The sequence below is a fragment of the Winogradskyella damuponensis genome (assembly GCF_039538385.1).
Classification (GTDB): Bacteria; Bacteroidota; Bacteroidia; order Flavobacteriales; family Flavobacteriaceae; genus Winogradskyella; species Winogradskyella damuponensis.
In genome coordinates, this window is sequence record NZ_BAABCB010000005.1 from 64,806 (window position 1) to 78,558 (window position 13,753).

At 31.2% G+C, this 13,753-nt stretch carries 13 protein-coding genes; 2 read left to right on the forward strand and 11 right to left on the reverse strand.

Annotation, left to right across the window (positions count from 1 at the left end):
• Positions 1–37 precede the first annotated feature (37 nt).
• The 5 genes from ABD730_RS02915 to ABD730_RS02935 form a co-directional block, all read right to left on the reverse strand.
• Complete coding sequence (locus ABD730_RS02915; protein ID WP_344712422.1) at positions 38–1,279, reverse strand: RNA polymerase sigma factor; 1,242 nt, start codon at positions 1,277–1,279, stop codon at positions 38–40.
• Between the two features lie 6 nt (positions 1,280–1,285).
• Entirely contained in the window at positions 1,286–1,633 is a 348-nt protein-coding gene (locus ABD730_RS02920; RefSeq protein WP_115816784.1) for a YciI family protein, read from the reverse strand.
• Positions 1,634–1,749: 116 nt separating this feature from the next.
• Positions 1,750–2,184 (reverse strand): hypothetical protein, encoded by a 435-nt coding sequence (locus ABD730_RS02925; protein ID WP_344712428.1) that lies wholly within the window; start codon positions 2,182–2,184, stop codon positions 1,750–1,752.
• Entirely contained in the window at positions 2,184–3,131 is a 948-nt protein-coding gene (locus ABD730_RS02930; protein ID WP_344712430.1) for an NAD(P)H-dependent flavin oxidoreductase, read from the reverse strand. The genes ABD730_RS02925 and ABD730_RS02930 overlap by 1 nt, the downstream gene beginning before the upstream one ends.
• A gap of 90 nt (positions 3,132–3,221) precedes the next feature.
• Positions 3,222–4,436, reverse strand: a complete 1,215-nt coding sequence (locus tag ABD730_RS02935) for a class I SAM-dependent rRNA methyltransferase (protein ID WP_344712432.1) — start codon at positions 4,434–4,436, stop codon at positions 3,222–3,224.
• Positions 4,437–4,643: 207 nt separating this feature from the next.
• Here ABD730_RS02935 and ABD730_RS02940 point away from each other — a divergent pair, with 207 nt between their 5' ends.
• Together ABD730_RS02940 and ABD730_RS02945 are read left to right on the forward strand one after the other, a co-directional pair.
• The gene (locus ABD730_RS02940; RefSeq protein WP_334469764.1) at positions 4,644–5,309 is read left to right on the forward strand and encodes a NeuD/PglB/VioB family sugar acetyltransferase; all 666 of its coding nucleotides are present in this window, start codon (positions 4,644–4,646) and stop codon (positions 5,307–5,309) included.
• Positions 5,310–5,316: 7 nt separating this feature from the next.
• A complete protein-coding gene (locus tag ABD730_RS02945) occupies positions 5,317–6,630 on the forward strand; it encodes a CoF synthetase (protein WP_344712435.1) in 1,314 nt (437 codons plus the stop codon).
• Between the two features lie 2 nt (positions 6,631–6,632).
• Here the strand turns inward: ABD730_RS02945 and ABD730_RS02950 are convergent, their stop codons facing one another.
• The 6 genes from ABD730_RS02950 to ABD730_RS02975 all read right to left on the reverse strand — a co-directional run bounded on the left by ABD730_RS02950 (position 6,633) and on the right by ABD730_RS02975 (position 13,746).
• Positions 6,633–7,733 (reverse strand): sugar-transfer associated ATP-grasp domain-containing protein, encoded by a 1,101-nt coding sequence (locus tag ABD730_RS02950; RefSeq protein ID WP_344712437.1) that lies wholly within the window; start codon positions 7,731–7,733, stop codon positions 6,633–6,635.
• Positions 7,734–7,912: 179 nt separating this feature from the next.
• Complete coding sequence (locus ABD730_RS02955) at positions 7,913–8,965, reverse strand: hypothetical protein (RefSeq protein ID WP_344712439.1); 1,053 nt, start codon at positions 8,963–8,965, stop codon at positions 7,913–7,915.
• 15 nt (positions 8,966–8,980) lie between these two features.
• Positions 8,981–9,757 carry a hypothetical protein gene (locus tag ABD730_RS02960; protein WP_344712441.1) on the reverse strand — a complete coding sequence of 259 codons (777 nt, stop codon included), beginning with the start codon at positions 9,755–9,757 and terminating at the stop codon, positions 8,981–8,983.
• The gene (locus ABD730_RS02965) at positions 9,744–10,310 is read right to left on the reverse strand and encodes an RNA polymerase sigma factor (RefSeq protein ID WP_334469754.1); all 567 of its coding nucleotides are present in this window, start codon (positions 10,308–10,310) and stop codon (positions 9,744–9,746) included. The genes ABD730_RS02960 and ABD730_RS02965 overlap by 14 nt, the downstream gene beginning before the upstream one ends.
• 73 nt (positions 10,311–10,383) lie before the next feature.
• A complete protein-coding gene (locus ABD730_RS02970) occupies positions 10,384–10,899 on the reverse strand; it encodes an outer membrane beta-barrel protein (protein ID WP_344712443.1) in 516 nt (171 codons plus the stop codon).
• Between the two features lie 183 nt (positions 10,900–11,082).
• On the reverse strand, positions 11,083–13,746 hold the full coding sequence (locus tag ABD730_RS02975) for a BspA family leucine-rich repeat surface protein (protein WP_344712445.1): 2,664 nt from the start codon (positions 13,744–13,746) through the stop codon (positions 11,083–11,085).
• Between the last annotated feature and the right edge of the window lie 7 nt (positions 13,747–13,753).

Below are 13,753 nucleotides of genomic sequence, written 5' to 3' on the forward strand. Positions count from 1 at the left end.
ATTTTTATTCACAATAATTATAACAGAATACAAGTGTTTACTTTTGCGACCAATAAATCTTTTTCTTGTTCAAATATGCTTTTTCTAAAGTATTTGTTACTGTTTCTAAAGCTAAGTTAATTTGCAATAAGGCTTCATCAAAACTATCGGTTTCGGCATAATAATCTGCTTTTACAGCATAATATAAATAGGCACGCTGCTCTAAATCTTTCGGTTTTAACTGTTTTAAATACGCATTTGCCTTATTATAATCCTTAGTCTGTATCGCAATAACGGCCATAGTTAACAAATGTGAAGCCATAGGTTGTAAAGTATACAAGGCTTGGTACCACTGTAAAATTTTGTTCCAATTGGTGTCTTCAAATCTTTTAGCTTTTAAATGTTCGGCTGCAATAGCAGCTTCATAATGGTAACAAGAGAATTCTTCGGTTTCAACGGCTTTATACATCATGGAATTTCCAAGTTGTATTAACGGCAAATGCCATAAGCTTCTATCTTGTTGTTTTAAATCTAGTACTTCGTTATTTACGTTTGTTTTGGCTTCTAATCTTGCCGAATGAAAACACATCAAAGCAAATAGCGCATAACATTCTGGGAATTGGGTTTGTTGATGGTTGAGCAATAATTTACATAAACGCAAGGCTTCACCACATAAATCTTCTCTGATTAATTGGTCTTTACTGTTAGAGTGAAACCCTTCATTAAAAATAAGGTATAATACTTCTAATACACTATCTAAGCGTTCTTGTAAGTCTTTGCCTTGGGGAATATTGAATTGTAAATTGGCTGATTTAATCGCTTTACGAGCGCGTAATAATCGTTTTTTAATCGTTTCTTCTTTGGTGAGTAATGCGGAAGCAATTTCTTTAATACTGAATCCGGAAACGGTTTTTAAAGCAAATGAAATGCGGTCTCTAGGATCTAATTTGGGATGGCAAGCCGTAAATATCATTCTAAGCTGTGCATCTTCTATTTCTGCATCTAAAAACAACTCATTAATAGCAATAGCATCAGTGCCTTGCGTAATATGAAGACTGTTATTTTTTTTAGCTTTTAAGGTTCTAAAAATATCTAGAACTCTATTCTTAGCGGCCTTTGTTAACCATGCTTCAGGATATTCTGGCTGTTCTTTTCTCCAAGACAAGCTTGCTTTTATAAAGGTATCTTGAACGGCATCTTCAATAATATCGAGATGTTGTAGTCCAAATATTCGTGTTAAAACAGAGACCATCTTTCCACTGTGATGGCGAAAAAGATGGTCTATTAGTTTTGGTTCCATTAACGGTTATTGATCGAATACCATAATTTCACGAATTTCTACTGTGTTTCCTAAATCATAATCAGGAAAATCCTTCGCAATCTCTTGAACCGCATCAAAATCCTTGGCTTTTATCAAATAAAATCCACCGACTATTTCTTTGACTTCCGCAGAAGTTAAGTCGGTAACAGTTCTGTCTTTACCAGTAATACGTCTAATTTGTGGTGTTAAGGCTTCACCTCCTTTTAAAATACCTGCTTGTTCCATTTTGGCTCCCCAAGCAAACCATTTTTCCATTCGGCTTTGTAACTCTTCTGGAGACATGCCTAAATCAACATACTCTTTACCAACGAAAATCATCATAAAATCTTTCATAATTTTTAAAATTTAATAGTTATATCCTTATGACGTTTACCAAAAGATAAAAGAGGACAATTATTACATAAAAATTTGAAATAAATATATAGACTTTTTTCTAAAGTAGAATAGTATTAATCAAAAGGTAAGGCATTTGGCGTGTAGTAATATTGAAATTCTACGACTTCACCTGTCTCTAAAGTATCGCGACCTATAAGATAATAGCTTTCTCCAATATGATTACTAAAATATGATTTCGCTGCATGAAATGTAATTACATCACCTGGTTGGTATTGTTTTACAGACTTCACATCTTCATCGTTATAATTAGAATCATCATTAACCTCTAAACTGTAATGACTAAAACGCAAGTTGTCTTTATGCCAACGAAGCGTACTAACAGTTTTTAATTGATGTGGTTTGTTTAAAAAAGACACATAAGGTTCTTCATTTGAAATGTCTTTTTTAGATTTATACAAAATGAAAGCAAATATGGCTGCAAAAAAAAGAATACCTAAAAAACCTATAGTAATAACACCATATCTTATGGTCTTTGATGATATAGCCATTAGTTAACTAATTTTTCTACAATGGTTTTTACTGGAAGGATTTCTTTAGTATGCTCAATGCTAGGACCAGCTACCCAAACTGTTTTATAAGTCGCTTTTTTCGCTGCTTTTTCTGTCGCTTTCATACCTATTGAAAAACGAATCATTTTTACCCATTTTTTTAGGCTCTTGTTTTTATTTAAAAGATTTTCAATCCAAGTCGCTTTTGTTCCTATTTTCTGAACATAAGGTGTATTAATTACTGTACATGGTGTACCAGAAATACGCTCTGTCATTATAATATCTTTGGCTCCATAATCTACACAGGCTTGTTTGTAATCATCTGTAACACCAGCTTCATTTGAAGCTATAAACGGACTACCAACAGAAACTCCTTCTGCTCCGTAACTTAACATTTTATCAATATCGGCTTTGCAACCTACTCCACCTGCAGAAATCACAGGAATAGTTAATGTTTTACTTAACAGCTTGGTCAATTCTTCTGGTGATAAATTTCCTCTGTGTCCACCAGCTTCATTATTTACAGCGATTGCTGCGTCAGCACCTAATTGCTCCACTTTTTTGGCAAATCTTAAATCGGTAACATCACAAAACACTTTAATACCAGCAGCATGTGCTTGTCTAATGGTTTCTTCCGGACTACCTAATGATGTAATTATAAAGTCACAACCTTCTTCACAAAGCACTTCTAATTGTCCTTTATACTTAACATTAGACTTGTTTACAATTAAGTTAAATCCAAATGAACCACCTTCAACTTTATTGGCTTTAAGGGCTTTTATGGCCGTTCTTAATTCTTCTAAAGTTCTGTAATTTAATGCTGGTATACAACCTGCAATTCCGGCTTTCATTGCTTCTGTAACCATAGCAACATTAGAGACCAAGAACATTGGTGCTTGTATGATTGGGTATTTTATATTTAAAAGTTCTGTGAGTTTTGTAGACATATGTAATTAATTTTAACAACACTTAGACAAGCTTAGTGTGACATTTATTAATAATACAAATGTAATAAATATTATGCACGCATAACACTTTTATTCCAAAAACCGATAATAGCCACATTTTAAATAGGCTCCTTCTGGAAATGCTATAGGATGGTCTATATCGTGTTTGGTTTTTAATTCTGTTTCAAAAAGTCTTGATTTAGAATTTAAGACTTGAGAGTTTAAATCAAAAAATGCTTGGGCCAATACTCTAGATGAGCATGATGCTAACACTAAGAGCCCGTTTTTAGCAGTGAGCTTCTCTCCTAGTTCTGCCAATTGCGCATATTTCTTTTTTGCTAAATCAATTTCAGATTGCTGTTTTGCAAAACTTGGAGGATCTATAACCACCACATCATAGGTTTTACCTTTTTGTATTAAAGCTTTCATTTCTATAAAGGCATCACCTGAAATGGTTTTATGTTGACCAGTATAAGCATTTAACTTTCCATTTTCGCGCGCCATATCTAAAGCCTGTTTACTAATATCTAAACTTGTGACTTCCGTTGCACCCTTTGCCAACGCATGAACAGAGAATCCGCCGGCATAAGAAAACACATCTAATACAGATTTGCCTTTGCTCATTTCTCCAACGCGTCTTCTATTGTCTCTATGATCTAAAAAATAACCTGTTTTATGACCTTTAATAACATTTGCAGAAAATTTCACATCATGCTCTACAAACTCAACAACTTCATTGTCTAGTGTACCATATATCACTTCACCATCTTTTAATGAATGATTTGTACTATTCTGTAAGCTTCTACTTAAACGCATAACCACAGTTTCAGCTTTTGAAATTTGTTGTAAACTTTTTAAAATAGGTTCTAAATATGGTAACCAAATTTCGGAATATAGTTTTACAACTAAAACGGTGTCATATACATCGGCAATTAACCCAGGAAAACCATCATTTTCGCCAAATAATAGACGATAACTATTGGTGTTGGTTTGCAATAATTCTAAACGTTTTTCAAAAGCCAATTCTATTTTATGCTGAAAAAAAGCAGCATCAATTTTAACTTTAGTTTCAGCATTATGAATGATTTTAATACGAATAGGTGAATTAGCATCGTATAAGCCAAAACCAACAACTTTGTTTTTATTTTTACTAAATATAATAGCTAAGTCACCTGTTTTGGCATCATCATTTATCTTAACAATACTGTTAGAAAACACCCAAGGATGACCTTTAACAACAAATTGTTCGCCTTTAGCGTTTAATTTAACGGCTAAATTTTTAGTATCCTTTTTTACGAATGTCATATTAAATGTCATAACTATTTTAAGCTAATTGAAGGTAAAGTTTTAAAAAAGGCAAAATAAGCCTAAAAAAACTAAAGATTCATTATTCCACAAGTAAAAACGAGCTTGTTTTTACTTATTTATATATTTATAATTTGAATACCTATCTTTGTCACAAACAAACCAAATCTATTCTTAGAAACTGTTTCCAAACCCTATTACAAGTTAATGAAAAACATACTAATATATGGTGCTTCTGGTCATGCAAAAATGATCATAGATATTATTCACAAGAAAAACAACTATACCATTAAAGGTTTTATTGACAGTTTTAAGCCCAAAAATGAAATGATTAGTGGTTATAAAATTCTTGGTAATTTAGAGCAGCTTTCTAGCATAATAGAAGCGTTAAATATTGAAGGTATTGTTATTGCTGTTGGAGACAATTTCACAAGACAATCTGCATATTATAAAATAAGAGAGATTGCGCCACAATTACAATTTGTTTCAATAATTCATCCTAATGCAGTGATTGCAAATGACGTTATTATTGAAGAAGGTACAGTAATAATGGCAAATGCTGTAATTAATGCAAATGCCAAAGTAGGCAAACTAACCATTTTAAATACAGCCTCATCATTAGGTCACGATTCTAAAATGGCAGATTTCTCTAGTTTAGCATCTGGTGTTACTATTGCTGGTAATGTACAAATAGGATTTTGTTCTGCTATTTGTCTTGGTGCATTGGTAATACAGCAAATAACTATAGGAGATAATACGGTTGTAGGAGCTGGTTCTTTAGTTTTAAAATCTATAGGTAATTTAAAACAAGCCTTTGGAAGTCCTATAAATACAGTAAAAGGCAGAGCTGTTGATTCTAAATATTTAGGTTAAAATTCACATGATTTTAAATTATACACGTCATAATTTATTTTGGTTATTAGACCGTATAAAAGGAAATACTATAAAAAAACTGTTAAATGAGATAACGTTTTGTATTGAGAATCCTAACTCTATTAAAGCAAAACAAGTTAAAGATGCACATTTAAAACGCTTGATTGCCCATTCTGTAAAAACAACACCATATTATAAACCGTTTGGAGATGCAACAGACATTTCTGATTTCCCTGTAATTAGGAAAACAACAATTCAAGATAATTTTAAAGCGTTTCAATCAAAAAAATTTAAAGATAAAACTAATTTTAAGGTTTCTACAAGCGGCTCAACAGGAGTTCCCTTTTTCTTATTTCAAAATAAAAATAAACGCCACAGAAACCATGCGGACGCCATTTATTTTTACAACCAGTCCGATTTTAAAATTGGAAATAAATTATACGAACTCGAAGTTTGGCGAAATCACAATAAAAAAGACGCACTTAAATCTTGGTTACAAAATATTGTTCAGTTTGATGTTTCTAGACTTACAGAAGATAGAATTAAAACATTTTTAGAACTATTAAAATTAGATAAACAATCTAAAAAAACACTATTAGGCTTTGCCTCTGCTTATGAAATGATTGCGCAATATTTAGAGAAAAACAATCTCGTATTGAAAGATTTAGGCCTTACTTCTGCTATAGCAAACTCAGAATATTTAAATTCTTACACCAAAACAACCTTAGGTAAACATCTTAATACGACTGTACTTTCAAGATATTCAAGTGAAGAAATAGGTATTATAGCACAACAAACTATAGATTCTCCAAATTGCTTTGTAATTAATGAAGCTAGTTACCATATTGAATTATTGCAATTAGACAATGATTTGCCTGCAGAACGTGGAGACTTTGGTCGGATTATAGTTACCGATTTATTTAATTATGCCATGCCAATAATTAGATACGATACTGGAGATATTGCAAAATTAGGTGAGCATAAAAACGGCATAAAAGTATTTACTCAAATTGAAGGTCGGAAAATGGATCTTATATACGACTCTAAAGGTAACATGATGTCATCTTTTGTGGTGTATACTAAATTTTATAAGTATTACCACTTATTGAAACAGTATCAATTCATTCAACAAGGAGAAAAAACATATGATATCAAGTTAAATCTTCAAGGAGACACTTTTCCATTTGAAGATGACTTAATCGCTGATATTAAATCTGATTTCGGAGAAGATGCTGTAATACATATTATTTATGTAGATGAAATTCCTGCTTTAGCCTCAGGAAAACGCCGTAAGGTAATTAACAATTATAAGAAGAGTTAGTCTTATTTTAAACCTAAACTCAGGATCTCATCTGTAAATTCGCCAAATAAAGGACCATTTGTAATTTGATGTAAATCTACATCTTGATAATAGGTATTGTATTCAATAAAAACAGGGAATTCATTATCGTTAATACCAATATCCCAAGATATAAATTTAAAATATGGCACTTTAGGGTGCATTGTTTTTACCATATCTAAAACTTTTGAATAATTAGGTATTTGAAAACCTTTAAAAGAGACATGAGTATGGGTTTCTGTATAAACATTGCCATTTTTAGAATAGCCTTTATGTTTTAAATTTCCCTTAGGATCAATTCCACAGACAATACCACCTCCAGAAAAATTATCTGTATGATGTCCTGGTTGCCCTATCCGTATTACGGAAGATAAAATATGTACACCATCTGGCTTAAGATAACTCATTAACCTCAGCGTATTAAGAGATGACGGATTAAGCTCTTTCATTGCAGAACTTTGCTCTACAAGCTCTTGAACAATAAAGTCTTTTTTATATAATCTAAACAACTCTATGGTTTCAAGATTCTTATATGTCGTCCTATTATTTTTAATACGAAACGATTCAACCATAATTCCATTACCAGAATCAATAGTTGGTTTAATAACAAAGGGTTTATTATGGTTATTACAAACTTTAACCGCAATAGCCTCACTTACAATCTTATTATCTACATAGTAAAAGCCATTTATATTCTGTACAACTTTTACAGGCTGATTAACCTCTTTAAATAAAGCATAAGACAAATTTTTATCTAATAGCGCTGGCCATTGTCGCATTTCGTTAAACTTTGGAGAGATAATGGCACTAAATATATCTTCGGGAATATAATTAGGGTAAAATTCGCCACTTATACTCTTATAATAACTGTGCCAATAGGTGTTTTGTAAGTTATAGCCTTTAGATTTAAAATAAGCCTTTGCCTGCTGAACTTCTTCTGGTTTTAATTGTGCTGTATTGTTTTTTCTATTCGTCTCTTTTATAGCTTTTCTGGTGTTCATTTTTAAATTAAACTCCATAAAACGTTTTTTGAAATTCAAAACATGTGTAATCAATAATCGTTTTAACGAGTTATATACATTCATTTTAGGTGCTTTTAATTTAAAATCCAGATGAGTATCTCATATCAAACATAGAAATAATTTGAAAGAGTTTTGAATTATGATTCATTTTTAATTTAAATATATGATAAAAGAAAAACGCAACCCATCCTATTTAATATAAGAGGTTGCGTTCTTCTATGCTACAATATTAAGGTTTCTTATTAATTAAGATCCAATCTCAAGCCTATTGAAAGGGTATTTATATCTTGAGGGTTATTTTTAAACATAGGACTTACACTATATTTAGCATAAAGACTTAAATCTCTATAACCAACGTATGCACTTGGACCAAAACTAATATTATTCATATTAAACCTATCTTGTTGATTTAAGGTTGTTCGTAAACCATTTTCATCATCAAATTTCATAAACTGCTGTGTATAGATTCTTACTCCTAAATAACCACCTAAACCCATTCTAAAACCACGTTGCGAGCGTAAATAAGACTGCTCTGTTTTACCATGATATTGTGGTTTTGAAAAGTCTAATTCTAAATGTACAGGCAAACTTACATACATATTTGTAAATCGTGATTTATCAATTTTAAAACCAGCATCTTGTAAAGTTGTTTCGTCATTATTAATAACTAATATAGCGTTATCATGTTCTGGTTTTATTTCATCCGAATATATAGATAATCCAAATTTAAGATTCCATAGATTAGTAGTTTCTTTTAGTCTATATTTAAAAGTAAAACCAACTTCTCCAAAACCTAACGGGTTCACTTTAAATCCGTCTCCATAATACCCTCCATCGTCATTCAAAGCGGTATGCATTCCAAATGCAATTACAAATTGTGTTGTAAATCGTTTTTCAATTTTAATTCCACTTATTGAATCTTGATAATAATTTTCTTTAGAAAGTGAGGTAAAAATCGGAATGTCTTCCTTCTCTACTTCTTGTTGACCACTAACCTTATCTTTAATTAAAGCCTGTAATTTTTGTTCTTCAATAAAAACAGCTTTATTTATACGTTTAGCATGGTAACTTGCTAGTCTCTTTTTTTCGACCTCAGCAGCTTCTGAAGTCATCTCGTTTTTTTCAACCTTTTTATCTAGCTTCTTGAGTTCTTTTTTTAAAGTGCTCTTTTCTGCGGTTGTAATAGAATCAATTCTAGAAGCGATAATTGCTGCTTTTTCTTCAAAATTTTTAGATTGTGCCATTACATATGACGTACAACACAACATGGCAAATATTAAAATTGTATGCTTCATAATAAGATCGTTTTTTTAGTGATTAATGTTATGCTCGTAATTTCTATTAGCAACGGCTTCCTTTATTCTTTTAAATTCTTTGCCTGCTCTTTTGAAAATACTTTTGTTTTTTTCGTCAAATAATTCCTTTTCCATTTCAAGTAAAAGCTGATGAGAATCCAAATAAGAATCTGACAACTGTGTTGTATTCTGAATCAAATCTATACCACTATTGTCTTCTGTTGACTCTAAAAGTTGCTCTGCTGTTATGTATTGAAATTGTTTAGGCGACTTTACAACTGCTAAATCTTCGGTTTCTTTTGGTTTTACAAGGTCTTTTTCTATAATAATTGTAGAATTTTCTGTTGGTAATTTAACGTCCTCATCCGTTTGAATGTCTTGTTTTACAATCTTATTTTTAGCCCCTATTCCTTTTGGACTTGAAACGACTTTAGACTGCTTTTTTATGTTAAGTTCTTCATTAGAATCTTGTGACTCTTCTAATACGATAGCTTTAGTCTCACCTACAGAATCTGGTAATTTTTGTTGCTGAATTTCTTCTGGTAATTCTTTTTCAAAACCGATTTCAATAGGTTGTTCTACGACTCCTTGGTTAAATAGTAATTTACCTCCAACAAAGAACAATCCTAAAACTAAAGACGCAGCTACAGCATAATTTAGCCAAAGTTTTTTCTTCTTTTTAGGCTTAGTGTTTAAAGCCATAATTAAGCGTTCTCTAGCTTCTGAAGATGGCTCTATGCTTCTGTCTTTAAAGTTATCTTGAATTAACTTTTCTATATTATTGGGTTCCATTGTCTTTAGTATTTAAATTAGCAAGACTACTTTTTAAAAGCTTTTTAGCATGTGCTAACTGCGATTTTGAAGTTCCTATACTTACATTTAATAGTTCTGATATCTCTCTATGCTTATAACCTTCAATGACATAAAGATTAAAAATGGTTTTACAACCAATGGGTAACTGATCTACGGCATTTTGTATAATTTCAGAAGTTGAATTATCAGTTATTGAAGCTGGTTGTGAAAAATAGTAATCCCCAATTTCAACCACATTAAATTTATTCTTCTGAATACGCAAATACGAAATACATTCGCGAACCATAATCCGTCTTAACCAACCTTCAAAACTACCATAAGGTTCGTATTTATTAATATTTTGAAACGCTTTATGAAATGATGTAATCATTACATCCTCTGCAAATTGTAAATCTTTTATGTATTGTCTACAAACGCCAAGCATCTTACCCGAAAAGGTATCATAAAGTGCCAGTTGAGCTTTTTGGTTGGATTTTTGTGCTAATCCAACCAGCTCACTCACGTTTTGATTTATAGATACTAATTTTGACATTGTATATGCTGGTCTAATTTTTAATTTGGCAAACGGATTTAATTATAAAGTAATGTTTTAATTATGTTCAATTTTAAATTCTATATTCAAATATTAAACCGGCATTTAATATACCTCCTGGCGAAAAACTACTGAAAGTAGAAACAATTCTTAAACCATAATTTAATTTGCTTTTTAAATTGAACGTGGTTTGAATACCTAAATCTATACCCAGCCCATTGTTATCGTCCTCAAGAATTTTTTTATCAAAATTAATATACGAAAATCCAAATATAGATTCGAGTTTAGTGCTTTCTGATTTTGCAAAATCATAAGTAACTTGAATGGCGTATTTATCTAATTTATAATTTGTATCCAATGCTTTACTTCTCATAGTTGCATTTGATATTAATAAGCCAATACCTATGTCATTGCTAATAGCATATCCTAAATATGCTTCTAAGTTTTCTCCAGAATCTTTAGCAACCAATTGCTCACTTAATGTAAATCCGAAAGTAAATTTTGATGTATCTGCATTCTCATCCTGAGCAGTAACTAAATTAACACTGAAAATTAAGACTAAAATAATAATGTAGTTTACTTTTTTCATAATACTTGTTTTTAAATGATTATTAATTTTGTTTAAAGCGCACTTATGTTTTCGCTTCTATTAATAAAAACGCTTTTAAAACAAAAAAGGTTGGATGAGAAATAAAAAAAGTTAAAAATAAATGCAAATAAAAAAACGCAATCAAATTAATGACCGCGTTTTCTCTGTATAAATTTCTAATTATTAATTTACAATTACTTTTTTGCGTATTAGCCCTCTATTGGTTTCCATAGATAACAGATAAACTCCAAAAGAAAGCTTTTCTGTAGCTAAATAAGCGATATCTCCTTTAACATCTATTAGTAATTTTCCATGAACATTATACAACTTAGCGGACTTTATATGGACTCCATTATTAACCTTTAAATGAAGCCCTCCTTTTGTAGGATGAGGATAAATTGTTACCAACGATTCTAATGAATACGTATTAACACTTAAATTATTTACAACTTCCGTAGAAACCGTGTTTGTTATTATAGGTAGGTTATAATCAAAATATATACGAGCATTACCACTCATTACATCTCCCAATTGAACAGTTGCTTTAGGTTTAATTTTGTACGCAATAAAACCTGTACTTCCTACTTCATCAACAGATTCGTATGGTAAATTTATAGCATCAAATACAAACTCTATCATATTTCCGTTTGTGATATTTACATTGTAATCATGACTTGCACTTGTCACTTTAAAAGTACTCCAATCTAAATCTGTATCTAAATCATCTTCAATTCTAACAAAAGTAGCATTAGCCGTTCCTGTATTTTGAAACCTAATTATGTAATCTAAATAATTAGCAGTGTCATCTTCGGTAATAAATGCACCTTGAAGTATACGTTTGTCATTAGGATCGTAAGCATTAACGACAGTTTGTTCTAGTTGGTATGTATTATCATTTGGAGTATAATCATTTGTATTTGGTATAACCGACGCTGTAAAACTTAAAACATCACCTCCATTTACTGTTGGTGGTGTAAAGGTTTGCATTACAATATCGATTTCTTGAGTTTGAAAAGGATTGAGATCAGAAATAGCAAAGCTTAGACTATTAGTAGAAGTCACAATTTCTGCGAGTGTTGCCGAAATAAAAGACTGTTTTGAAGCATCAAAAGTTACATGCGCTGTAATATTATGAATAGTTTCTGTACCTATGTTTTCAATTATTAGCTTATAGTTGGCTTCAAACCCTGGTCTTGCATCACTAATAGGTAGAATTTTTATATTCAAATCTTCTACCGTTTGATTGGCTGTTAAGCAAAAGTCTACAATATGAGTAGGATTAGTATTATTTAATGTCACTGATGTTGTCACAGGTGATACATCAAAATAAAAAGGTGTGTTTATAAGATTTAAATCGTACGTTCCATCTATTAAACTTAAATCATAACTCCCCTGTAAAGCCATAGTACCATAATCAAAATCACTATTTATTGCACTTACAACAATACCATTAGCAACCATATCACTTACATCACAACCATTATTATCTGCATCAAAAAAAACAGCGCCAGAAATTGAATAATTTTCACAATCACTACTGAGTTCATCATCCACAAAATTCCAACCTGCTTCTTCAATTAAATAAGAGCGCACTGCTACATCGCAATAAAAAACATCTTCTGCTATAATCGTTTTGTTTTGTAATCCCGATTGTGCAAAAGCTAGAATTAATGCATCATAATTTGCAGTATCTAGAGCAGTATAACTTAAGAACGTTTTACCATAACTAGGAGAATTCAAATCTATTACCGACTCAAAATTCCAACTTGAAATATCTTGATTAAATGATGTGGCGTGATGAAATAACCCATTGATTAATTCAACATTTGATATATCCCAATTATCTAAAGGTTGATTAAAAGATGATGCGCCACTAAACATTTCACTTATTGTGTGAACGTTAGACATATCCCAATCATTTAAAGGTTGATTAAATGCCGTTGCATCTTTAAACATACTGTTCATACTTAAAGCTCCTGTGACATCCCAAGCATTAATATCTTGATTAAAAGACGTAGCATTAACAAACATATTCCCAAATTCTTCAACATTTGACACATCCCAATTGTCTAAAGGCTGATTAAAAGAAACTGCATTTCTAAACATCCAATACATATCTGTAACATTAGACACATCCCAGTTATTTAAGGGCTGATTAAAGCTACTGTTATCCTCAGTAAAGCATCCAAACATACCAACCATATTGGTTACATTTGAGACATCCCAATCATTAATATTTTGGTTAAATGAAGACGCTCTACTAAACATACCACTCATATTTGTTACGTTAGAGACATCCCATTCATTAAGACTTTGATTAAACAGTGTTGCTTCTTCAAATAAAGCGTACATACTAGTAACATTAGAAACATCCCAATCATTTATGGGAGAATTAAACGAACTTGCACCACTAAACATTTCGTCCATATTAGTCACTAAACTTAAATCTGGTGTATCTGTTGCGTTTACAACTAAATTCCTCAAACCTTTAAAAGCTCTTTCCATAGATATCCATTGCGCAGTTCCCCATTGTTCTATAGATTTTACTTTTAAATGCATATTATAACCTTGATTATCATACACTACTCTATTGAAATCTCCACTCACTACTATTGTATAAACTCCTGGTGCGTCATATACATGATGAATACCGGAATTGATATCATCTTCTGTTAAAAAATTACCATCACCCAAATCAATAGTAAATTGTCCACCATAAAATGGATAGGTTACATACAGCCCATTATCGTTATCTACTTCATAGGTAATTATAAAATCTTCTGGGTTCTGAGAATAGCTATTAAAACATATAAGAATTGAAGTCCAAAAAAGGTATAGTTTTTTCATGTCGATT

Excerpts from the sequence above, each read along its gene's own strand:
- ABD730_RS02970 (WP_344712443.1), bottom strand. The coding sequence starts at position 10,899 with ATGAAAAAAGTAAACTACATTATTATTTTAGTCTTAATTTTCAGTGTT.
- ABD730_RS02920 (WP_115816784.1), bottom strand. The coding sequence starts at position 1,633 with ATGAAAGATTTTATGATGATTTTCGTTGGTAAAGAGTATGTTGATTTA.
- ABD730_RS02955 (WP_344712439.1), bottom strand. The coding sequence starts at position 8,965 with ATGAAGCATACAATTTTAATATTTGCCATGTTGTGTTGTACGTCATAT.
- ABD730_RS02930 (WP_344712430.1), bottom strand. The coding sequence starts at position 3,131 with ATGTCTACAAAACTCACAGAACTTTTAAATATAAAATACCCAATCATA.
- ABD730_RS02915 (WP_344712422.1), bottom strand. The coding sequence starts at position 1,279 with ATGGAACCAAAACTAATAGACCATCTTTTTCGCCATCACAGTGGAAAG.
- ABD730_RS02940 (WP_334469764.1), top strand. The coding sequence starts at position 4,644 with ATGAAAAACATACTAATATATGGTGCTTCTGGTCATGCAAAAATGATC.
- ABD730_RS02925 (WP_344712428.1), bottom strand. The coding sequence starts at position 2,184 with ATGGCTATATCATCAAAGACCATAAGATATGGTGTTATTACTATAGGT.
- ABD730_RS02945 (WP_344712435.1), top strand. The coding sequence starts at position 5,317 with ATGATTTTAAATTATACACGTCATAATTTATTTTGGTTATTAGACCGT.
- ABD730_RS02950 (WP_344712437.1), bottom strand. The coding sequence starts at position 7,733 with ATGAATGTATATAACTCGTTAAAACGATTATTGATTACACATGTTTTG.
- ABD730_RS02935 (WP_344712432.1), bottom strand. The coding sequence starts at position 4,436 with ATGACATTCGTAAAAAAGGATACTAAAAATTTAGCCGTTAAATTAAAC.
- ABD730_RS02965 (WP_334469754.1), bottom strand. The coding sequence starts at position 10,310 with ATGTCAAAATTAGTATCTATAAATCAAAACGTGAGTGAGCTGGTTGGA.
- ABD730_RS02975 (WP_344712445.1), bottom strand. The coding sequence starts at position 13,746 with ATGAAAAAACTATACCTTTTTTGGACTTCAATTCTTATATGTTTTAAT.
- ABD730_RS02960 (WP_344712441.1), bottom strand. The coding sequence starts at position 9,757 with ATGGAACCCAATAATATAGAAAAGTTAATTCAAGATAACTTTAAAGAC.